Origin of the sequence: Neobacillus endophyticus (assembly GCF_013248975.1) — a bacterium.
Taxonomy (GTDB): domain Bacteria; phylum Bacillota; class Bacilli; order Bacillales; family Cytobacillaceae; genus Neobacillus; species Neobacillus endophyticus.
Window position 1 is genome coordinate 3,617,169 of record NZ_JABRWH010000001.1, and the last position, 21,950, is coordinate 3,639,118.

At 38.7% G+C, this 21,950-nt stretch carries 18 protein-coding genes and 1 pseudogene; 10 read left to right on the forward strand and 9 right to left on the reverse strand.

All coding sequences use genetic code 11. The features are described from left to right. Nucleotides 1-30 precede the first annotated feature (30 nt). The gene (locus HPT25_RS17885) at nt 31-1,275 is read right to left on the reverse strand and encodes an MFS transporter (protein WP_173067157.1); all 1,245 of its coding nucleotides are present in this window, start codon (nt 1,273-1,275) and stop codon (nt 31-33) included. A 60-nt stretch (nt 1,276-1,335) separates the two neighbouring features. Continuing rightward, nucleotides 1,336-1,791: a CBS domain-containing protein gene (locus tag HPT25_RS17890; RefSeq protein WP_173067160.1), complete on the reverse strand. Its 456-nt coding sequence runs from the start codon at nt 1,789-1,791 to the stop codon at nt 1,336-1,338. A gap of 192 nt (nt 1,792-1,983) precedes the next feature. Here HPT25_RS17890 and HPT25_RS17895 point away from each other — a divergent pair, with 192 nt between their 5' ends. Further along, a complete protein-coding gene (locus HPT25_RS17895; RefSeq protein ID WP_173067163.1) occupies nt 1,984-2,412 on the forward strand; it encodes a MarR family winged helix-turn-helix transcriptional regulator in 429 nt (142 codons plus the stop codon). Nucleotides 2,413-2,521: 109 nt separating this feature from the next. Beyond that, entirely contained in the window at nt 2,522-3,856 is a 1,335-nt protein-coding gene (locus tag HPT25_RS17900; protein WP_312857302.1) for an APC family permease, read from the forward strand. 95 nt (nt 3,857-3,951) lie between these two features. On the opposite strand, the pseudogene HPT25_RS17905 reads toward HPT25_RS17900, so the two are convergent. The 3 genes and pseudogenes from HPT25_RS17905 to HPT25_RS17915 all read right to left on the reverse strand — a co-directional run. Beyond that, nucleotides 3,952-6,375 (reverse strand): annotated as a pseudogene (locus tag HPT25_RS17905) (cytochrome P450); the annotation flags it as partial. Between the two features lie 322 nt (nt 6,376-6,697). Beyond that, on the reverse strand, nt 6,698-7,807 hold the full coding sequence (locus HPT25_RS17910; RefSeq protein WP_173067168.1) for a polysaccharide deacetylase family protein: 1,110 nt from the start codon (nt 7,805-7,807) through the stop codon (nt 6,698-6,700). A gap of 38 nt (nt 7,808-7,845) precedes the next feature. After that, nucleotides 7,846-8,175, reverse strand: a complete 330-nt coding sequence (locus HPT25_RS17915; RefSeq protein WP_173067171.1) for a hypothetical protein — start codon at nt 8,173-8,175, stop codon at nt 7,846-7,848. Nucleotides 8,176-8,412: 237 nt separating this feature from the next. Between HPT25_RS17915 and HPT25_RS17920 the strand changes: the two genes are divergently transcribed. After that, nucleotides 8,413-9,183: a hypothetical protein gene (locus HPT25_RS17920; protein WP_173067175.1), complete on the forward strand. Its 771-nt coding sequence runs from the start codon at nt 8,413-8,415 to the stop codon at nt 9,181-9,183. Nucleotides 9,184-9,247: 64 nt separating this feature from the next. On the opposite strand, the gene HPT25_RS17925 is transcribed toward HPT25_RS17920, so the two are convergent. Continuing rightward, nucleotides 9,248-9,538 carry a methionine aminopeptidase gene (locus HPT25_RS17925; protein WP_246277218.1) on the reverse strand — a complete coding sequence of 97 codons (291 nt, stop codon included), beginning with the start codon at nt 9,536-9,538 and terminating at the stop codon, nt 9,248-9,250. A gap of 205 nt (nt 9,539-9,743) precedes the next feature. Here HPT25_RS17925 and HPT25_RS17930 point away from each other — a divergent pair, with 205 nt between their 5' ends. The 4 genes from HPT25_RS17930 (at nt 9,744) to HPT25_RS17945 (ending at nt 12,528) form a co-directional block, all read left to right on the forward strand. Further along, on the forward strand, nt 9,744-9,914 hold the full coding sequence (locus HPT25_RS17930) for a hypothetical protein (protein WP_173067178.1): 171 nt from the start codon (nt 9,744-9,746) through the stop codon (nt 9,912-9,914). Between the two features lie 116 nt (nt 9,915-10,030). Next, entirely contained in the window at nt 10,031-10,378 is a 348-nt protein-coding gene (locus HPT25_RS17935) for a PadR family transcriptional regulator (protein ID WP_173067182.1), read from the forward strand. Next, on the forward strand, nt 10,359-10,994 hold the full coding sequence (locus HPT25_RS17940) for an HAAS signaling domain-containing protein (protein ID WP_173067185.1): 636 nt from the start codon (nt 10,359-10,361) through the stop codon (nt 10,992-10,994). Before HPT25_RS17935 ends, HPT25_RS17940 begins: the two co-directional genes overlap by 20 nt. A gap of 70 nt (nt 10,995-11,064) precedes the next feature. Beyond that, entirely contained in the window at nt 11,065-12,528 is a 1,464-nt protein-coding gene (locus tag HPT25_RS17945; protein WP_173067188.1) for a DUF4153 domain-containing protein, read from the forward strand. Nucleotides 12,529-12,575: 47 nt separating this feature from the next. Here the strand turns inward: HPT25_RS17945 and HPT25_RS17950 are convergent, their stop codons facing one another. After that, on the reverse strand, nt 12,576-13,364 hold the full coding sequence (locus tag HPT25_RS17950; RefSeq protein ID WP_173067191.1) for a TIGR00266 family protein: 789 nt from the start codon (nt 13,362-13,364) through the stop codon (nt 12,576-12,578). Between the two features lie 659 nt (nt 13,365-14,023). Here HPT25_RS17950 and HPT25_RS17955 point away from each other — a divergent pair. From HPT25_RS17955 to HPT25_RS17965, 3 genes are all read left to right on the forward strand, one after another. Continuing rightward, nucleotides 14,024-14,224: a cold-shock protein gene (locus HPT25_RS17955; protein WP_173067194.1), complete on the forward strand. Its 201-nt coding sequence runs from the start codon at nt 14,024-14,026 to the stop codon at nt 14,222-14,224. 190 nt (nt 14,225-14,414) lie between these two features. Beyond that, nucleotides 14,415-15,563, forward strand: a complete 1,149-nt coding sequence (locus HPT25_RS17960; RefSeq protein ID WP_173067197.1) for an exonuclease SbcCD subunit D — start codon at nt 14,415-14,417, stop codon at nt 15,561-15,563. Next, entirely contained in the window at nt 15,560-18,697 is a 3,138-nt protein-coding gene (locus tag HPT25_RS17965) for an AAA family ATPase (protein ID WP_173067200.1), read from the forward strand. Before HPT25_RS17960 ends, HPT25_RS17965 begins: the two co-directional genes overlap by 4 nt. Before the next feature lie 49 nt (nt 18,698-18,746). Here HPT25_RS17965 and HPT25_RS17970 read toward each other — a convergent pair whose 3' ends face one another. After that, entirely contained in the window at nt 18,747-20,402 is a 1,656-nt protein-coding gene (locus HPT25_RS17970) for an FAD-binding dehydrogenase (RefSeq protein ID WP_173067203.1), read from the reverse strand. Between the two features lie 283 nt (nt 20,403-20,685). Beyond that, a complete protein-coding gene (locus HPT25_RS17975) occupies nt 20,686-21,843 on the reverse strand; it encodes an iron-containing alcohol dehydrogenase (protein ID WP_173067206.1) in 1,158 nt (385 codons plus the stop codon). Nucleotides 21,844-21,950 lie beyond the last annotated feature (107 nt).

The following is a 21,950-nucleotide window of genomic DNA, read 5'->3' on the forward strand; positions in this document are numbered from 1 at the left end:
CTTATTAGCAAATCCCTAATTTCATGGTTTTTAATGCCCGGCTTCTACCTGATCAACATGGCTAACATGATGGGAGTTCATTAATATAAATCCGACAGAAAGAAGCACAAATGCCGCTCCAACGATAAACGGGACATGTGGGTTAAACCATTCCGCTAATTTACCTGCCAAATAAGGGGCAATGGCTCCGCCAATGAAACGTAGAAAACTATAGGCGGCGGATGCAGTAGAACGTGCAATCGGAGCCGAATTCATTACAGCCGTCGTAATCAATGTATTATTATTACCTAACACGGCACCTGCTAATATAATCGCTACAATAATAACCCATTGTGTATTCGTCCATATGCCCATGGACAGTAATATGAGAGCAAATAACGTTAACATTGCACACATTGATTTAATGGTACCAAACCATTGTTGCAATTTGGGTGCCATGAACACGGATGTTATGGCCAGAAGGATACCCCAGCCTAGAAAAACATAGCCAAGCCCGAGTTCATCTAAACCTAAAACAAACGGAGCATAGGCAAGTAATGTAAAGAATCCAAAGTTATATAATGCAGCTGAAATACCAAAAGTTAATAATGAACGATGTTTTAAAGCACGGAAAGGGTCGAGTAAAGAAGTTTTTGATTGTGATATACCCTGAGACTTTTGGTTTGGCATTAATAAAATAAGTCCAATAAATGCGATCACCATTAAAGTAGCAACACCAAGAAATGGGCCTCTCCAGGAAATACTGCCTAACTGACCGCCAAGCAAGGGACCGACTGAAATGCCGAGTCCAACCGCTGCCTCATATAATACGATAGCTTTTGCTGTCCCGCTTTTTGATAAAGAAACAATCGCTGCCAAGGCTGTGGCTACAAATAGAGCATTTCCTAAGCCCCAGCCTCCGCGCAAACCTACAAGCGCCCAGATTCCGTTGGATAAGCCGCCAAGACAAGAAAAAACAGCAATAATGACAATGCCGGTTAGCAATGTCCATTTAATGCCAATCCTTGATGAAATTGCACCTGTAATGAGCATGGCTAGTGCCATGACAGCATTATAACTGGTGAATAATAATGTTACCTGACTAGGTGTTGCCTCTAAGTTTTTGGCAATCGCCGGTAAAATGGGGTCAACTAGTCCAAGACCCATAAATGCAATAATACTTGCAAAGAATACAGCCCATACTGCCTTTGATTGTTTTAATAAACTTGGTTTCTCATGTTGTGCTGCTGCTGAATCAGTGGATGAACCTACAGCAGATTGCGAAGTTGATGACATTCTAATTTCCCCTTTTTCTATATATATTTCTCCTAAAGCTATGATTAAGATTGAAGGTATTTAAAGTAAAGCTTTAAAGGAATTTCTAATGACATCTCCACGGCTGATGATTCCAACCAATACGCTATTCCGCTCGACAGGAACTTTCTTGATTTGTCTTTTTCCTAAAATGGCTGCAATATTTTCAATGGATTCATCCCAAGATACTTTAAATACCTTTTTCTTGGCAATATCTAAAACGTTTAAAGCTAACAACCGCTGTTCACGGTCTTCAAAGCCCTCCTCATCTCCTTTAATGACAAAAGTATAGTAAAAGTTGTCGATAATTCGATCTTCATGCTTGCCGATATATCTCAGGATATCTCCGTCACTAATAAATCCCGTAATTTCGTTGCGATCGTTGACAACAGGGAGCCCGCTTATGTTGTACTCAATAAATTTTTCAATCACCGAACGGACCGTGTCATTCTCTTTTACTTTGTGAACTTGTTTGATCATAATTTCATGTGCTTGCATAATATGCCCACCTTGTTTTATTTACATTTATTGAAAAGTAGTTGTATAATGAAACTATATGATTGTATTATACAACTATTTTCGTTATCGTCAATAGTGATTACTATAATAGCGTATGTCTCCTTTACATTCATTTCAAGAAGACATTGTGCTAATATAATTTTTAATATAATAAAGTTATGGGGAATAAAAATGTGTGAGAAATCAATAGAAATGATTGAACTTGAATTGGCAATCCTTATTCGCCGTATTACTCATGCTTCAAACAAAAAAATGAATGGACATCTTGACCGTTCGGCATATCTTTTACTTCATCAAATTGCCACTTTTGGTGCAGCAGGAGTAAAGGCTTTATCAGCCCAGTTTCAATTGGATATATCAACGGTAAGCAGACAAGCTGCAGTACTTGAGCAAAAGGGATATTTGTATAAAATTCCTGATCCAACTGACAGAAGGGCTTATACATTTCAAATAACAGAGCTTGGTTTAAAAGAACTTAATGAAACCAAACGGTTAAGAATGAACCTTGTAGGTGAAATAACATCAAACTGGTCTGATGAAGAACGTGAAATGCTAGGAAGGCTTTTAAAAAAATATAATCAATCGGCCATTAATGGTTAAACGAATCCACCTCCTTTTTTAAACATATTTTGTTATTTTATAAAAATATCTTCACAGTATATTGAAATATCAGTAAAATTTATTTGTGAAGATTAAAGGAGGAATAATAGTGGGGGAATCGCAAGAAACATTTAAACGATCATTGGGGGTTGCATCAGTCATATTTCTAGGACTTGCCTATATGTCACCCTTTGCGGTATTTGATACATTCGGTGTGGTTTCAGCATTAACAAATGGCCATGTTCCGGCTTCATATGTATTTATAACGCTTGCTATATTATTTACAGCCTTGAGTTATGGGAAAATGGCGCAAAAGTTTCCTGATGCTGGCTCTGCATACACTTATACAAAGAAAACAATCAGCCCACAACTAGGATTTCTCGTTGGCTGGTCGGCCTTATTAGATTATTTATTTTTACCGATGATCAATGCTGTTCTCGCGAGAATTTATTTGTCGGCGCTTTTTCCTGCTATTCCATCATGGATTTGGGTTATTGGTTTAATTTTGATTATAACCGTTATGAATATAGCTGGGATTAAATTTGCAGTAACGGCGAATATGCTTTTTGTTCTATTCCAGTTACTCATAGCTATTGTATTTGTCTTCTTAATTATTCGTGCTATTTTACACGGAGGCAGTACTACTTTTACGATAAACCCATTTTTTTCTCAGAATATGAAAATAAGCTCTTTATTATCAGGTGCTTCGATTCTTGCACTATCCTTTTTAGGATTTGATGCTGTCACAACACTTGCTGAGGAAACGATTCATCCTGAAAAAAATATTCCGAAAGCTATTTTTTCCATTGCCTTAATAGGTGGATTATTTTTCGTCATTGTCACCTACTTCATGCAATGTCTTTATCCTAATGTATCAGTTTTAAAAAATATCAATGGTGCTTCACCTGAGATTGCCAGGCAAATTGGCGGGCTGCTTTTCCAATCTATCTTTACAAGTGGAGCGCTGATCTCTGTGTTAGCTTCAGGACTTGCTGCACAAACTAGCGCATCAAGGCTGCTGTATGCCATGGGAAGAGATGGTGTGCTGCCTAAGAAGTCGTTTGGTTCCATACATAAAACACTAAAAACGCCTGTTTTTAATATCCTATTCATCGGAATATTAGCGCTTACCGCTTTATTCCTTGATCTGGTTACAGCCACGTCTCTGGTTAATTTTGGAGCATTTACTGCTTTTTCATTTGTTAATTTATCTGTAATCATCTATTATTGGAAGAATAAGCGGGAAATGAAAGCAAATAGCTTGTTCGGATATGTGCTATTTCCATTTGTGGGACTTATTTTTTCAATCTATCTCTGGTTTAACCTTGATAAATTAGCTGTTATATTCGGCCTTTCGTGGTTTTTGATCGGGATGATTTACCTTTTATGGGTTACGAAAGGTTTCAGAAGCGCACCACCTGATTATGAATTCGTAGAGAATTAATATCAAGAATGCAAAAACTCGCCAAATGAACCGCACACCTCATTGTAAATGTAGGGGCTGTTCATATCTGGCGAGTTTTTTACTTGTTAGTTTGCCTTAAGTGGAGGGAGCATTTCAATAAATCTCACAAATGGAAGCTCACAAGCAATATATTTTTCTAACATTTCTAATAGTGTAACGCCTTTTTCAGCTATATTTTTGTTGTATGCTTCCGCTTCAAGAAGCGCCTCCATTTCTTTCTTATGTGGCGGACAAAGAGTAAACTCGGCTATCTCATGAAGCTGCTCCATAGTAACGGTTGACTCTAAATCAACTCGAAATTGTAGTAAATCCCAAACACGAATTGGAAAATAAAGAGGTACGTGTGTAAGCTTCTCTTGGTCTCCATGTAGGATGACCTGGCTATTTTCCTCTAAACCAAATCGCCGAATAGCTCTTTCAACTAATTCCAATTTGTTCTTAGGTAGAACAGCAACGGGACTGTTTGTACAATTAGAGTCGTCACTCTGGATGATCCTATCATGAACGTGATTCAGAGGAAGGCTCTCAACAAATTGAATTGAAAGTGATTTTTCCGTTTGCGAGGATTGTTCATTTAATTCTATTTCAAATCTTTTTAATACCATTGGCCATAATTGCTCATGCCAGGTTTCAAACTGTTTCTCGAATTCATTACTTGCATCTCCTTGGCCCTTTGGAACTAACCTGGTTGCTCCTTTATCAGCAAGCAATTGATCAATCAGGTTAGGAACGCTTTGGTATGTTGCTGCCCAATTGGTATCACCACACCCAAATACGGCAAATTGGATCCCTTTAATGGATTCTGTATCTGCTTCTTTTAACCATTTTACAAATTGGCGGGCATTTTTCGGAGGATTTCCATTATAAGAAGAAGTGACTATGAAAATAGCTCCATTTTTAGGCAGATTTCCTGCATAATCATCTAAAGGAGCAACCTCACTTTGGAATCCTTTAAAACGGGCGGAAAGTGCCAAATCTCTTGCGATTCCTTCCGCAGTTCCCATATTGGAACCATATAGGACAAGCAATGGCGTAAGGTGTGTATGGATGTTTGTTGATTCGAGTTTCTCTGATATGTGACTCGTTTTCTCATTTGGATTCTCGCTGAAGAAGATTGAACCTTCATTCTGACGGGAACGAACCTGCATTTTAAAATTATTAGGTTTTAAGGTTAAGGTTTCTTTGACTTCTAATTGATAATTTGTATGATCCACTAGTTGAAAGTGTTTGAGAATAAGTCCGATGACAAGTGCTGATTCGTGAAGAGCAAATTGCCGGCCAATGCAGGCCCTCTGACCATTGCCAAAAGGTTTAAAGGCGTGGTGTGGGACTTTTTTAGGATCAGTAAATCTCTCCGGTTTAAATTCGTCAACATCATCTCCCCATGCAGCTCGGTCACGATGCAATTTTAAATTAAATATGTTAACGACATCTCTTTTCTTTAGAGGATATTTTCCAGCCAGTAATGTATCCTCTTTGGCGTAAAGCGAGAATAGCGGTGCTGTTGGCCAAAGTCTTAGAGATTCATTAAGTATCATCCGAATGTATTGGAGGTTATGGACTTGTTGGTATGTTGGGATGGATCCTGTCAGTACTCTGTCTACTTCTTCGTAAGCTTTTGCCAAAACATCAGGATGCTTCATCAGGAAATATAAGGTGAAGGAAAGAAGTCCGCTTGTTGTTTCATGTCCGGCAATAAGAAACGTTATTATCTGATATCGAATATTTTCATCACTTAGCTTCTCCCCAGTTTCTGGATCCTCGCTATTTAACATGCGAGAGAGCAAATCTTCCTCATCGTAATCATCACTTGATTTCCGCTCTTCAATGATACGGTCAACGAGTGAAAACATGTATTCAATATCCCGCTTAAATTGACGCTTTTTCTTTACCATCAATTTGTCCTGGACACCAAGCCGATTGCTTTGATTCATGGCTTCATCAAGGGCGCGGGTCATTGCTTTAATAAAACGATGCGGTTTTTCACGATAAAAACTGTTAAATCGGTAATTAAAACCACATAAACCGATCGTGTCCAATGTAAGTCGTGTCATATCTTCCGGAACATCGATACTTTCATCAGAATTCAGACGAGACCATTTCTGAACAAGTTGGATGGCGATATCTACCATCATCGAATGGTAGCCCTTCATAGCACTTTGGCTAAAACTGGGGAGCAATACATTATGAGCTTTCCGCCAATTTTCTTCTTTCGTCCAGCTTGTAAAAAGACCGTCACCCGAAAAGGATCGCACTTTCTTTAGCGGTGCATTAACAAGTTTATCGAAACGGGATTCATCACAAGCGTCTTCCACTAATTCTCCTGATGAGATGAAAATTCCTGTACCGGTAGGGAATTTCAGCTTGAAAATTGGTCCATATTCATCAGCCAATTTCATGATGGATTGGGTTGGTTTTTGCAGGTCAAGTTGCGGCAGGTTACCCAATGGTCCAAATGTTTTGGGTTGCGGAATTTCGATAATTCCATTCGTTTCCATATATGATTGTACCTTCCTTCCGAATCTCGGTTTATTATAAATTTATAATTTTAAAATAATATTGTTTATGATTATAACATTTATATAGTCTTAATATAAGATAGTTAGTAACTAAAAATTCAGACAAATTTCTACAATCTTCTTATTTTGCTTGTCTGTTTAACCTTATGAAAACAAGGTTTCTTTCAAAAACGATTACAAAAAAGAGAGTGACATTGTTTTATTTGAAAAATTCATGTGATTTATCACGGCGTATTTATTATATTAAGAGAAGATTAGGATGGAGGTTAGTGAAATAAAAAAAGAAGCATGTAACTGCTTCTCATTCACATGCAACCAATTCTGCAAAATGATTTATGTTGGTTGTATAGTTGATCCGGACGCGGCGTATTAAGAACAATTCATCAGGAAGGCCTCTTTGAATATACTTTCCTGGTTTTGTTGTGGCAGCGAATTTGTATTGCTTCCTCGTTTCCTCAACAACTTTGTTATTAACCCCGCCATATGGGTAAGAAATGGCGATGACCGGTTCCCCAGTAATTTGCTCAATTTTTTGTTTAGCTGCCCGTAATTCTCGATCATAATTGGTTATATTCGGTAAATCGGCGTGTGTCATTGTGTGTGATTGGATGGAAAAGATCCCCGAATTCACCATTTCTTTTAAATCAGCAGTAGTTAACCGATAGGAATCACTATCAATAAAACCGGCAATCGCAAATTCAGTAGCAGTTGGTTTAAAGTTTCCATCCTTTAATTTCTCCAGGATATACAGGGCATTTAGATTATCCTTAATTCCATCGTCAAAGGTAACAAAAATCGGTTTATTGACTTTATTAATATCATCCCACCGTTCAAATGTAAGCAGAGTATATCCATTGTTTTTTAAATACAGCATCTGTCTTTCAAAATTCACAGGTGATACAAATAATTCTCTAATTCCTTTTCCACGGTAGAAACTAATTGAGTGATACATAAGAATAGGAACTTTTTGTTGAAAAACGAGTGTTGATTTCGCAAGAAGTTTTTTCCTCCCGTCGGCAAAGAGTCCATAGGCTTCAATTTGATACTCGCCTCGTTTACCAGAAAAATCCTTAATATTAAATAAGTGGGGGAAATTCATTTCTTTGTTGCCAGCCAAGAATGTCTGCTTACCTTCCTGGCCATCCGCAGTCCGCCACAAATGGTATTCAATTCCCGAAACATCTATTTTCCGGTCTATAGTCCTAATATAGGCAGCTGTTGAATTTAATCTGATTGGGCCGGTAATAATCGTGGCTTTGGGCTGAAAATCAAGGGAGCTATCAGAAACGATCATTTGACGTATGGCTTCAACGGATAGTGGATGTGATTGTTTCTGGGCTCTTTCGGTTTTAAAACTGCTGAATGAGAAAAATAAAAAAGAAATCATCGCGTAGTTGATCAGTTTTGTCATGATATCATTCCTTATTGATCAATAAAATGTATACCGGCTTATTTTTTTTCTTTTGTCTTGTCACTTAGAGTTCGATAAATGGAGGTGTGCATGCTGGCCTCTCCAATATTTTCAAGGAAAAATGGACCAATAAGCTCTAAATATTCCTCATCATCAAACATTTTTTTATTTTGTAATTCCATTTCCGCTAATCCTTCATATGTAGACAACAGTGCATAGGTGTGATCGTTTCCGGAAATGGGTGTTAGAATTTCTACACTGTGGTCATAATTCTCCATGCGAAATTTTTTTATTTTCCGCAAATTTTCAATCGCTTCTTTAAACTTCTCTTGTTTGATAACAAATGTTTGATACACGATAACAGACATTTAAAACACCTCTATTAGAACAAAGTTATACTTAATTTGGATGGAATTCTTTAATTTATTCCTTCATGACCATGATTTTAATAAGAAATGAAAAAGAATGGTCATTTGCAAAGTAATCCTCGTTTTTTTAGGAATTCAATTCAGATGAAAGGCAGATAATGACTCTTTTGCATATTTTGATTAGTAACGGATGGAATGTCAAAAGGCGAATATTTCAAAGAAGGGAGAACGATGTGAATGGATTATGAAAAATATCAATCAATGCTGGAAAAGTATTATGAAGAAGCAACAAAAATTAAAGAAAGCTTCTCAAATACGAAATTGAAGCTAATTGAAGAAAATGAAGTAAGAGTACTAGTTATGAAGGATACTGTAGAACGTTATAAGCGTGTAAAAGAGGCTTTTACAGCTGGAGACGTGGATGAGCAGATCTATCTGGATACCAAAAAGGATTTAGAACAGGCTAAAGCAATGGCGAATGAACTGGAAAATAAACTTAGACAGTTGGATCATAATCAGAAAGTGCGTTTGGAAAAAGTGATGATAAAACTGAAGGATTTAAGAAATAAATATGAAGAGGAACTTAAAAAGGAAAAGAAAAAATTGCGTGTCCAATTATTGAAGGAAAAACATGCCTTTCTTCATAGATTAATTAATGTTAAAAAAGAGTATCTACAAACCTACTCAGATCTTCGTGAAAAGTATTTGAATTTAAGTAAAGAAGAGCGTTATTTACAGAAACAAGCAAAAATTCTTGGGCTCGATAAAGAAAATGAGCTTACAGATATGATTGAAGTAACAGAAGTAAATGGTGCAAATGTAAGGGAAGTGAATAATATTCAAAATGAAGAAAAGACAGAACTTTCAGCTATCTTAATGAGCGAAGAATGGCAAAAAGCCGGTGCAGTGATTTCTGATGAAGAATTAACGGATGCTCTGTTATCAGGGAAAATATCAAATGATTTAGAAGCGGAGATTGCACAAGCAGCTGTTGAAGGACTGATTTGAAGAGGAGAATCCCCTGCATGGATTGAAAATACAAATGCATCTATGCAGAGGATTGTTTTGAAATTCATGATTGAAGTGTTTCTTCCCAATCTGTATAATTTCCACTGCCTTGACAGCCAGGGCACTCAAAGGAATTAAAGTAAGCGTATTCATTATAAGGGTAGACGGTGTAGCCGCGGCCTTGGCAGTCGGGGCATTTTCCTTGTTCTTTCATGGAAGAAACATGATTTTGGAATCTTGTCTCTTTCCATTGATTAAATGTATTGAGAAGTCCCATTATTTTCACCTCACAGTATAAATAGTATGGGGGAAAAATGGAATATTTATGCTGATTCATCAGCGAGAACGTTGTCATAAATGATCCCACTAACCTAATATTTAATTATTGTTTTATAATATTTATATGCCGGATTCATACCTGTTGTGATTCTAGGCTATTTATTAACATTGTTATATCACTTGGTATTGGTGGATTTCTTGAAAATAAACCAGAATGAATGAAAGTTTTTCTTGGATAAAACATTGAAAAATTTTTAACACTAATTAATGAGGTGATATGAGTGGGAAAATGGAATGAACAGGCTGCTCCCAATAATAATCTGCCTCCAAAGACGATTAAAACGGGCAACCTAATAAATGAACAAGATCATGATTTTTCTGAAGAATTATCAGATGGCGGAGAGCGTGATCAAATCATTCATAGGCAAATAAATAATATGAAAATGAAGTAGCTTTAACTGACAGCGGCGAACATGAAATTTGCCGCTTTTTTTATGGAACCTCTTTACAAAATAAATACAAAGATATAGAATTTCTATATACCTTTCAAAACTAGGTAGGTGATAAAATGTTTAATCGTGAATTAGTCAAAGGAAGCACTTCATTAATTTTGCTCCAATTATTAAACGAGCGGGACATGTACGGTTATGAACTAGTAAAAGAATTGGAGAAACGCAGTGATAATGGTTTAAGTGTAAAAGAAGGGACTTTGTATCCAGCACTTCATAAGCTTGAAAAACAAGAGTATATTGAATGTTATTGGCAGGAACAGGAAAAGGGACCAGCACGAAAGTATTATAGCATTACACAGGCAGGGAAAGAAGTTCTTACTGAAAAAACCAAGGAATGGCAAGATTTTGTTCAAGTAATGAACAAAGTGATCGGGAGACAAAAACATGGTACGGCCGAAGATTAAATATATGGAAGAGCTGGCAGAAGGGTTAGGGAATCATCAGGATAAGAATAACATCCTCCGTGAATATGAGGCTCACATCGATGAAATTCTGCTTGAAGCCGAATATACGAGCGATGAAGAGCTAACAAGGCAAATATTAACAAGACTGGGCAGCCCCGAGGAAATTTTGGCGGTTTGGCAAGAAGAATTATCTGTAACGCCTAGCAGCATGAAATGGCTGTTTTTTATGTTCAATATTTTTTTATTTATGGCTGGTACACTTTTGACACTTTCACATAATTTGTTCCAATGGCCATGGCTAAATTATATTTGGAAACAGCTGACATCGATTCCAACTTTAATAGCTTTTTTGTATTTGTTCTTTTGGGCGTTACTAGGTTATGAAATTGGTAAAGGATTTGGCCATGGGGGTAAAGTACTTCTAAATAAAACTTTCATATTGTCAATGATTCCTAATTTATTATTAATGATCTTAACGGTATTTGAAATAATTCCATATACATGGTTTGAACCATTATTAACAAAATCTTTTATTTTTGCTTGTATCATTTTTACAATCGTTTTATACCCGGTTAGTTGGCTTGGATTTCGCTGGGGAAGAAAGGCGTCGATATAAGCAGTTTTTTTTAAGTGTATACATAGAAAAACTATGTATATAGATATTCAATATATTGGGGGAATACGTAATGGAAGTGAAATTTGGCAAATCAGAGTGGACATTTTTGTGTGCGAGCCTTTTATTGGGAATCTTAGCAGAAGAATCGTTTTTTCGTGGGCGTATCGGAATTTCGTATATTGTGTTTATCGGATCTGCCTATCTAGTGTTTTTTTGGCGTTACCGCCGTTATTCATTTTCACATCAGCGCCTTGGCGGCCTTGTCCTATGTTGTATATGGTTGTTGACCGCAAGCTATTTCCTAAATGATACCTTATTGTTTTATTTGTTAAATATCTTAATAATCCCTTGTTTAGTTATTTTTCATATGGTTTTAGTAACCAGCCCGAAAAAGCTGCAGTGGAACAAGCCTTTGTATATTGTCTATCTATTATCGAAGTTTTTAGATTGTATTAAATATGTGATTAGTATATGGGCCCACATTGGGACGGGTGTAAAACGTGGAGTTGATGAAGGGAAAATCGTGATATGGAAAAAGGTTGGTATAGGGATCATCGTTTCTCTCCCCGTTCTCATTGTTGTCCTAAAGTTATTAATGAATGCAGATGCCCATTTTGACAGATTAATGGGTGGAATTCCCGATTGGTTCCAAGTGGTGGATGCCGAAACTTTAATTAGATGGATAGTTGTTTTGGGCTTTACGTTAGGTTTTTTCACTTTCCTGCAGATCTTGGCAAAAAAACAGGTGACGTATATGTTACCTAATAAATCAAATCCAAGAGTACAATTGGATGCTATTATCGCCATTACAGTTCTCATTCTAATTAATGCCGTCTATGTTTTATTTACGATTGTCCAATTTAAGTATTTTTTTGGGGGCACACTTCAGAAAGATTACACATTCGCAGAATATGCCAGAAAAGGTTTCTTTGAATTGTTATTTGTAACGATGATCAATTTAACCATCATGAATTCGATTTTAACCTTTGTTCATGTTTCAACAAATGGAATGAAGAGGCTGACCCAGATTATGCTTAGTGTGTTAATTTTATCTAGTTCAGTTATGCTATGTTCGGCTTTTTTAAGGCTGAGCATGTACGAAGAGGCATACGGATTTACGTTTATAAGAGTTCTTGTCCACTCATTTATGATTTTTCTTACAGTTATTTTTGCTTATACGTTAGTTAAAATTTGGTTGGAGAAGCTCTCATTGTTCCATTTTTACTTTATTGCATCATTACTCTATTATACTGCTGTTTCAGTCATTGATTTGAATCGGATTGTAGTAAATGAAAATATTCACCGCTATGAAACAACAGGGAAGGTTGATATTAGTAATTTTGAAAGTATGTCTTCAGACGGTGAGATTGGTTTAGTTGAGCTGTATGAGAAAGACCCCCATATTCCGGACTTGAAATCAATTTTACTGGAGCGGAAGAAGATGTTGCACATGGAGTCGAAAGTTTGGCAGTCTTATAATCTAAAAAGGGCAGAGGCAGCCAAAAAAATCTTAGAATTAAATATGAAGGAATAGGTCATTATGAAAAGAGAAACCGGATATTATCCGATTTCTCTTTTCGCTTAATCCCCATCAAAAAGATTAAATAATCCTTTGGCAATACTGCCTTCGTCCTTAGCTCCACCGCGGGAAGGGGCTGCTGCAAATACTCTGCTTGCCAGCCTGCTAAATGGAAGAGATTGAATCCAAACTGAACCTGGCCCTCTTAATGTGGCAAAAAATAATCCTTCACCGCCGAACAAAGCAGTTTTAACTCCTTTGACAAATTCAATATCGTATTGAACTCCGCCGGTCATGGCTACCAAACAACCTGTGTCAACTCTTAAGGTTTGGCCGGGAAGCAAGTCTTTTTTAATGATCGTTCCTCCGGCATGAACAAAAGTAAGCCCATCACCTTCAAGCTTTTGCATAATAAAACCCTCACCGCCAAAGAAGCCGACCCCGATTTTACGTTGAAACTCTATTCCGATCGAAACTCCTTTTGCCGCAGCTAAAAAAGCGTCTTTTTGGCAAATAATTTTCCCGCCAATTTGACTTAAATCCAAAGGGAGGATTTTCCCAGGATACGGTGCAGCAAAGGAGACGTGTTTTTTACCAGTACCTGTATTTGTGAATGTCGTCATAAACAGACTTTCACCAGTAAGGATCCGTCTGCCGGCGCTGAACAGTTTTCCCATCAGCCCTCCACCACCGCCAGAACCATCTCCGAAAATGGTCTCCATATGTATGTCATCATCCATCATCATAAAGCTTCCTGCCTCGGCAACAACGGTTTCCTGAGGATCTAGCTCCACTTCAACGAATTGCATTTCATCTCCATAAATCTTGTAATCAATTTGATGGTAGTTCAACGCCATCCCTCCATGCTTTCATGATAGAATCCTATTTTTATTTTATAATATAGAGGAAAAAAATACCATTTAAAACAAAAATAAAAAGACGCCTGTAGATACAGGCGTCTCATGCATATTGAGGCGAAAAACCACACTCCACATTGTGTGTTCCATAAGGAATGTTTTTCGACTTACACAACTCAGCTCATCGCTTAATCATTGTAACATATTATTATTAGAAAAACAATTGTGATTTTTTGGCTGTTGCTAAGTAAATTTTTCGACATCATCTTGTAGATTTAGATATATTAAAAGAAGACGAATTAGCTCTTACTGGATCGAAGGAGTAATGCCTTCGGTAATTCTTTTCTATTTAAATGGTTGCATAATCATGTAATGAAATATGGATGAATAAAGAGATTGATGGTTTCAATAATTCATATTTATACGCTATATAACAGGGTTATGTCGTTTTATGTCGGGCGTTGATTCCTTGACATTACTACTTATAAATGATAAATTTAAAACAGCCGTTGCATACGTGATTAGATTTTTATTACAAGCTTCTTCAAGGTTTTAACCCTGTTTGGATGAGGTAATGAAAGAAAAGCAATCTCGTTGTAATTTGGTGAATTTTAGACATGGCTTTTTTGAGGCCAATAGGAGGATTTTTTTTCATGAAAAACGGTAAGGTAAAATGGTTTAACTCAGAAAAAGGTTTCGGATTCATCGAAGGAGAAGACGGTAACGACGTATTCGTTCATTACTCTGCTATCCAAACTGAAGGTTTCAAAACTCTAGAAGAAGGTCAAGAAGTTTCTTTCGAAGTTGTTGAAGGAGCTCGTGGACCACAAGCAGCTAACGTAGTTAAAAAATAATTTATGATACCAATAATAACAGTCCGGTAAATTGCCGGGCTGTTTTTTGTTTTTTTTCAGTAGAGTTAGCCAAAGGAGATATTCCCCCGCACTTCCAATAATCTTATAGGTTTTCCAATCCATTTGTGAAAGTTACTCTGATATAATAATAGTTATGAAAAATATGCTGTAGAAGCACGAGGTGAACGAAATGAAATTTATTCATACAGCTGATTGGCATTTAGGCAAATTGGTCCATGGTGTCTATATGACGGATAATCAGCGTGTAGTACTTGAACAGTTTGTGGACATGGTGGCAGAAGAAAAGCCTGATGCTGTAGTTATTGCCGGTGACCTTTATGATCGATCCGTTCCGCCCACTGATGCAGTGGAACTGCTCGATGAAATGCTTTTTAAGATTAATGTTGAGTTGAAAACACCGATCGTGGCGATTGCAGGAAATCATGATAGTGCAGAGAGGCTTTCTTTCGGCAGTTCGTGGTATAAATACAGTCAATTCTACTTATCTGGAAAACTAACAGACCAATTTAAGCCCGTGCAAATTAACGGTGTCAATTTTTATCTCATACCATACGCAGAACCAGGTGTTGTCCGTCAGCTCCTTGATGATGATTCCATTCACACGCATCAGGAAGCTATGAAGGCGCTAATTGGCAAGATCGAGGAAACCACATTAAATCCTAATGAACCAAATGTTTTCGTTGGACATGCCTTTGTATTAGGAGGGCAGACTTCTGATTCGGAACGTTCATTATCTGTCGGCGGCTCCGGGTGTGTGGAGGCAGGCTTGTTTGAACCATTTTCATACACTGCACTTGGTCACTTGCACAGCCCGGATGCGATCAATCACAACAAAGTGAAATATTCCGGTTCTTTGATGAAGTATTCATTTTCAGAAGCGAAGCAGCGAAAGTCCATTTCGATCATTGAGATGGATGAGAAGGGAAACTTTAATCACCGTTATCGTTCGTTAACTCCTAAACATGATATGCGCGAACTTGAAGGGTACTTGGAGCAATTGCTAGATCCCAGCTTTTATGAAAAAGAGAGGGTGGATGATTATTTAAAGATAACCCTGCTGGATGAAGGGGCTTTAATCGACCCCATCAATAAACTCCGCCAAGTGTATCCGAATGTTCTCCATTTAGAGAGGAAAATAGCTTTAACAGATCTAAAGAAAAAACAATCCTTTCATTCTATTCGAAATGAGAAAAAGTCAGAGTTGGATTTGTTCGAACAATTCTATACAGAAATGACCACAGCTGAATTTACGTCAGATAAAAAAGAAGCGATGGCTGGAATTATTGAAAAAGTTTTAAGGGGGGATGCAGCAAAATGAGACCGTTAAAACTGACCATGCAGGCCTTTGGCCCATATGCTGAAACGGAAATGATTGATTTTACAACCCTCGGCAATCGCACCATGTTTGTCATTTCCGGTAAGACCGGTTCGGGAAAAACAACAATTTTTGATGCGATCAGCTATGCCATTTACGGCAAAGCAAGCGGGGAAGACCGTACTGGACCAGAACTCCGCAGTCAATTTGCCCGTGATGACCTGATGACAGAAGTTTCTCTCGATTTTTCATTGCGAAATAAAGTTTATTCGATCACAAGGTCACCACAGCAGTTAAAAAAGAAAGACAAGGGAGAAGGCTATACACAAATTGGTGCCAAAGCGGAGCTTTATTTTTTTGATGAAAATGGCGAAAAAAAGTTGTTAGCAGCAAAAATCAACGATGTTGATGAAAAGATTAAAGAGATTATGCTGATTGATGCCAATCAATTCCGACAAATCTTAATGATCCCACAAGGAGAATTCCGCAAGCTGTTAACATCAGATAGTAAGGAAAAAGAACAAATTCTGCAACGACTGTTCCATACCCAGCTATATAAGTGGGTAGAAGAGAAGCTAAAAGAAGAAGCGACAGAATTAAGGTTATCAGTTGAGGAGCAAATGAAGAAGCGCAATGAAGCTATTCGCCGGATTCAGGTAGTAATAAATGAAGAGCTTCGAGAATATTTAGCAGCCGATCAAGTAAATGATACGCTCATTATGCCGCTTTTGAAATCGGAAATCGCAGGAATGAGCGAGCAGTTGCAAAGGTTCAGCAGTCAGTTGAAAGACAAGATTCAGGAACAGGACCGCCTTAAGGCCCAACTTTTTGAAGCTGAGACGATTTTGAAACAATTGCAAACAAAAGAAGAACTAAAAGTGATGAAAGCCCAGCTTGAATCGCAAACAGATGTGTACAGTGAGAAGGAACAGCAGGTTCAGCGGGCGCATAAAGCGGCACTATTAGCTAAGCAGGAAGAGCTGTGCCATCGTTTAAAAAGAGAGTCTGACCAAGCGGAAGTCAATGCTAAGGCCATTAAAGAGAAGGTTGACAAGTTGGCAGTCCTTTTGGCACAACGTGAACATGCTGTTGAAAAGGAATTGAAACGGGAAGCTGAACGCAAGGAGGCTCTTTTGGAAGTCAACCGCTTGGTCAATATGAAAGACGATGTCTATTCATTTGCCGCTTTGCGGAAAGAGGTTTCAATGACGGAGGCATCATTAAAAACCGCTAAAGAGAACCAGCATGCCTTAGAAGGACATTTTGAAATGATGGAACACCATCAGAAATCCTTGCAGAAGCAAAAAGAGCTGATCGAAAATAGTCGGATTACCTATTTGGAAAATGAAAGAAAAGCTGAAAGGCTTGGGCGGGAGCTGGAACTTCTAGAGAAATATGAAGATATTCTTGTGCGTTGTCAAAAAGCAGAACACAATCTTAAGTTGATTACCAACCGTTATAAAAATACAGCAGCAAGGTTAAAAGATGCAAAGGAATTGGTGAACCATTTGGAGCAAAAATGGTTGCACGGACAGGCCATACTGTTAGCAGCAAAATTAAATTCTGGTGAAGCTTGTCCTGTTTGCGGTTCCATTGACCATCCTGAACCAGCAGTTGGACATGATGAGGGGATTCCAAGTGAAGGGGATTTAAAAGCGGCAAAAGAACAGGTTGACAAATGGGAAAAAGAAAAATCAATAGATGAAGCAAATCTTTATCAAGCCCAATCGTCTGAAAAAGTGCAAAAGGAAGCTCTTCAAGAAGTTTTTCAGGATATTCTTCACTTCAGAGAAGGCTTTACAGAGGCTGATGTATCTGATGTCAAGTTAGAATTGACGACTACCAGAAAGAGTTTATTACATCAACAGAAAGATCTCGCAGAACAATTTCAAAAGCTTGATCAAGTAAATGCTGATCTTGAGAAAATAGAATCTGAAAAGCAATTCTTGCAAAAGTCGATTCAGGAAGCAGCTGCAAAGGTGACAGAATTCACCATTCAATATACTGAAAAAATGACAAATTTAACAAGGATGATGAATGCTGTTCCGGAAAACCTCCGCACCGAGGCAGAGTACGAAAATGCGCTTCAGTCAGCCCAGAAGCGGCATGATTTAATGGTTAAACAGTTGGAGGAGACACAGCGGCAGCTTCAGGATGCGAAGGAATTGCAGGCTGCCGAATCTGCGAGATTGCTCGAGGCGGAAAGATTTGTAGTTAATAAACAGAAGGAGCTTCTAGCCGAACGAGAGATTTTTAAAAATAAACTGACAGAACAGGGATTTGAAACCTATTCAGCCTATGACATTTCCAAGCTCTCGGAAGCAGAAATTCGCCAGCTTGAAGCGGAAATACGCTCATATCGGGAAGAAGTGCGTTCCGTATCTGACCGTCTAAAAGAATTAACGGATCTGTTGCAGGATGTTATGACTCCGGATGTAGATGGAATAAGAGCAGGCCTTGTTCAGGTGGAAGGTGAAATAGCAGTCCTGAATCAACACCACACTGACTTGTTTGTTCAAAAGCGTGATAATGAGGAAATTTACAATCGAGTTTATAGCCTCAACGAAGAGATGAAAGTATTGGAGGAACGTTATAAACTAATGGGCCATCTCTATGAGATTACGAAAGGGCAGAACAATTTCCGCATCACCTTTGAGCGTTATGTTTTGGCAGCGTTCTTGGATGATATTTTACAAGAGGCGAATGTAAGGTTGAGAAAAATGACTTCAGGTAGGTTTTATTTACTTCGGAAAACAGACAGGGCAAAAGGAAATGCTCAAAGCGGATTGGAATTGCTAATTTTTGATCAGTATACAGGCCAAGAACGTCACGTAAAAACATTATCCGGAGGGGAGAGCTTTAAGGCGTCACTTTCGCTTGCATTAGGTTTGGCAGATGTGGTGCAAAACTATGCAGGCGGTGTATCACTGGAAACGATGTTTATCGATGAAGGATTTGGGACACTAGACCCTGAATCTCTTGATCATGCAATTGAATCATTAATCGACATTCAAAGCAGCGGCCGCTTGGTCGGTATTATCTCACACGTTCCTGAATTAAAAGAACGGATCGATGCTAGGCTTGAGGTTATTGCCGGTCAGACAGGAAGCAGGACGGAGTTTGTTTTTACAAATTAATAAAGAAGCGGGGGCCTTTGCTGGTCCCCGCTTTTTATATATGACCTGTTTAATCCAACTCCCTGGCAAGTGCGCGGCCAGCTTGCCGTGCAGTAAACAGACAGCCGCCAACAAAGGTACCTTCCAGAGAACGGTATCCATGAATTCCACCACCGCCAAAGCCGGAAACCTCGCCTGCGGCAAAAAGCCCTGGAACAGGATTTCCTGATGTATTTAATACTCTTCCGAATAAATCGGTCTGTAATCCCCCTAATGTTTTTCTTGTTAGTATATTTAAGCGGACTGCGATTAATGGCCCAGCCTTAGGATCGAGGAGTTTATGGGGTGAGGCTACTCTAATAAGTTTGTCGCCAAGGTAATGACGGGCACCACGCATTGCCGTAATTTGCAGATCTTTCGTAAATTTATTGTCCATTTCTCTATCTCTGGCTACAATCTGCTGCTCTATTTCCTCCCGCTTTAATAAATGGTTGCCCGTGAGTTTATTCATACCTGCAACTAATTCTGGCAGGTTATTTGCAATCACAAAATCCTCGCCTTGATCCATAAATGCTTTCACCGGTGGAGTAGGGCCTGGAAGTACTCGTGCTAATACTTTTTTTATACTTTTTCCTGTTAAGTCAGGATTTTGTTCCGAACCGGAAAGGGCAAATTCTTTTTCAATTATTTTCTGGGTTAAAATAAACCAAGAGTAATCATAGCCTGTCTTCATGATTGCTTCAAGTGTTCCGAGGGTGTCGAAGCCAGGGAAATTGGGAGAAGGAAAACGCTTTCCAGTTGCGTCAAGCCAAAGAGAGGAAGGGCCGGGAAGGATTCTGATTCCATGCATCGGCCAAACCGGATTCCAGTTTTTTATACCTTCTGTGTAATGCCACATACGATCCCGATTGACAATGCGGCCGCCAGCCTTTTCAGCAATCGTCAGCATTTTGCCATCAACATGTTCCGGCACCCCGGATATCATATGGGCAGGAGCTTTTCCGAGCCTCTCCGGCCAGTTTTTTCTTATTAACTCATGATTTCCGCCGATTCCGCCACTCGTGACCAAAACCGCTTGGGAGTGAAATTCAAATTCGCCTAACGCTTCACGTGAGCTTGCTTCTCCGCGAGAAACGTGGCTAGGAACAAGAATATCGCCCCTTACACCAACAACAGACCCATTTTCCTTCAATAGATCAATGACACGATGACGCGGCCGATAGTCGACATGACCATTTGCCATCGCTTTTCTGACCCGATCTTCAAATGGTTTGATAATCCCTGGCCCAGTTCCCCATACAATATGAAAACGCGGGACTGAATTACCGTGGCCATCCGCAAGATACCCGCCCCGCTCAGCCCAGCCAACCACAGGGAAAAAGCGGACACCCATTTCATATAACCATTTCCGTTTCTCACCCGCTGCAAAATCAACATAGGCCTTGGCCCATTTAATCGCCCAAAAATCTTCGTCATTTTCTCGGTCAAATCCTGCAGCTCCCAGCCAGTCCTGCCACGCTAGTTCCCTGGAATCCTTGATTCCCATTCTGCGTTGTTCAGGTGAATCTACAAGAAATAAACCGCCAAATGACCACCATGCTTGTCCGCCAAAAGAGGCTTCAGGTTCCTGATCCAGCAGCAGTACCTTTTTTCCTGCCTCAGCAAGTTCAGCAGTTGCCACAAGTCCAGCCAAGCCAGCTCCTACCACGATTACATCAAATCTCAAATTGATTCCCCCTAAAAAATTGAACAATAGGACTGTTGATTTTGATGGTATTCAAAATTTACAGAAAAGTCAATCTGTTATAAAGGGAAAATAGGATGCAAAGAGGCTGCACAAATTTAGCGCAGCCTCTTTTTTAGTCAATAGGAAAACTTAACTTTCCTATCAGGCATAAGTGTACTAAGGAATGCTTCGTAAGCATTCGTCTCGCAGTCGGGAAGTTGTGCTTTTCGACGAACTATGCCTCTGTCTTCACCTTAATGACTCGACAATCGGCGAGTTTTGATTACATGGCATTGGCAATGATATGTTCAATTTCTTTGGCAGTAGCTTTACGAGGATTTGTGGCTGCACACGCATCATCCATCGCATGGAAGGCTAAGATTTCTATATCTTCTTCATTTGCTCCAAGTTCTTTGAATCCTTTTGGAATATTCAATTGTGACGATAATTTTTCAATTGCAGCAATAGCTTTTTCCGCAGCTTCGCTTGTGCTAAGTCCTTCAATATTTTCGCCAAGTGCAACCGCAATATGTGCGAAACGTTCTTTGCGGGCAATTAAATTAAAACGGCAGACATGCGGTAATAGGATCGCATTGCAGACACCATGAGGAAGATTATAAAATCCGCCAAATTGATGGGCAATTGCGTGAACATAACCTAAAGAAGCATTATTAAAGGCCATACCAGCTAAATATTGAGCATAGATCATTTGTTCACGTGCTTCCAAATCGGCTCCATTTGCCACTGCCCGAGGCAAGTAGGTTGGAATGAGCTGAATAGCTTTAATGGCACAGGCATCTGTTATAGGATTGGCAGCAGTTGAAACATAGGCTTCAATTGCATGAGTAAGCGAATCCAATCCTGTTGCTGCAGTTAAGGATGGAGGCATATTGACCATTAAATTTGGATCATTTATAGATAAAACAGGTGTAACATGTTTATCAACAATTGCCATTTTAATTTTTCGACTAGTGTCAGTAATAATGGTAAATTTGGTCATTTCACTTGCAGTTCCAGCTGTTGTGTTAATGGCCACAAGTGGCACCATAGGATTTTCTGAACGATCTAGACCTTCATAATCATGAATTTTTCTGCCATTGGCAGCAACTAAACCAATACCTTTTGCAGCATCATGAGCGCTTCCACCACCTAGAGAAACGATGGAATCACAATTTTCAGAAGTGTATACACCAAGGCCTTCTTCCACATTTAGATCAGTTGGATTTGGTTCAGCCTTAGGAAAAATGGCAACGTCCAAACCAGCTTCTTTAATAATTTTTGCAACAGAATCTGAATATCCTAAATTATGTAATCCTTGATCAGTGACAATTAGAGGCTTTTTACAGCCAAGGTTTTTAAGTCTCAATCCTACTTCGCCTAAAGTACCTTGTCCAAATAAGTTTACTGAAGGCATTTGAAAATCATGTACTACACCTGTCATTCTTCATTCCTCCTAATGTTTGAACTTAATTACAAGATAAATATAAGGGGTTTTTAGAAAAATGTCGGTGTCTAAGTTGTGAAAACTTCCACAAAGTGGAATAACGT

What these genes read in the sequence shown, in the direction of transcription:
- HPT25_RS17945 (WP_173067188.1), top strand. Translation starts at nt 11,065, where the DNA reads ATGGAAGTGAAATTTGGCAAATCAGAGTGGACATTTTTGTGTGCGAGC.
- HPT25_RS17960 (WP_173067197.1), top strand. Translation starts at nt 14,415, where the DNA reads ATGAAATTTATTCATACAGCTGATTGGCATTTAGGCAAATTGGTCCAT.
- HPT25_RS17955 (WP_173067194.1), top strand. Translation starts at nt 14,024, where the DNA reads ATGAAAAACGGTAAGGTAAAATGGTTTAACTCAGAAAAAGGTTTCGGA.
- HPT25_RS17935 (WP_173067182.1), top strand. Translation starts at nt 10,031, where the DNA reads ATGTTTAATCGTGAATTAGTCAAAGGAAGCACTTCATTAATTTTGCTC.
- HPT25_RS17965 (WP_173067200.1), top strand. Translation starts at nt 15,560, where the DNA reads ATGAGACCGTTAAAACTGACCATGCAGGCCTTTGGCCCATATGCTGAA.
- HPT25_RS17890 (WP_173067160.1), bottom strand. Translation starts at nt 1,791, where the DNA reads ATGCAAGCACATGAAATTATGATCAAACAAGTTCACAAAGTAAAAGAG.
- HPT25_RS17920 (WP_173067175.1), top strand. Translation starts at nt 8,413, where the DNA reads ATGGATTATGAAAAATATCAATCAATGCTGGAAAAGTATTATGAAGAA.
- HPT25_RS17910 (WP_173067168.1), bottom strand. Translation starts at nt 7,807, where the DNA reads ATGACAAAACTGATCAACTACGCGATGATTTCTTTTTTATTTTTCTCA.
- HPT25_RS17895 (WP_173067163.1), top strand. Translation starts at nt 1,984, where the DNA reads ATGTGTGAGAAATCAATAGAAATGATTGAACTTGAATTGGCAATCCTT.
- HPT25_RS17975 (WP_173067206.1), bottom strand. Translation starts at nt 21,843, where the DNA reads ATGACAGGTGTAGTACATGATTTTCAAATGCCTTCAGTAAACTTATTT.
- HPT25_RS17915 (WP_173067171.1), bottom strand. Translation starts at nt 8,175, where the DNA reads ATGTCTGTTATCGTGTATCAAACATTTGTTATCAAACAAGAGAAGTTT.
- HPT25_RS17885 (WP_173067157.1), bottom strand. Translation starts at nt 1,275, where the DNA reads ATGTCATCAACTTCGCAATCTGCTGTAGGTTCATCCACTGATTCAGCA.
- HPT25_RS17925 (WP_246277218.1), bottom strand. Translation starts at nt 9,538, where the DNA reads ATGACAACGTTCTCGCTGATGAATCAGCATAAATATTCCATTTTTCCC.
- HPT25_RS17940 (WP_173067185.1), top strand. Translation starts at nt 10,359, where the DNA reads ATGGTACGGCCGAAGATTAAATATATGGAAGAGCTGGCAGAAGGGTTA.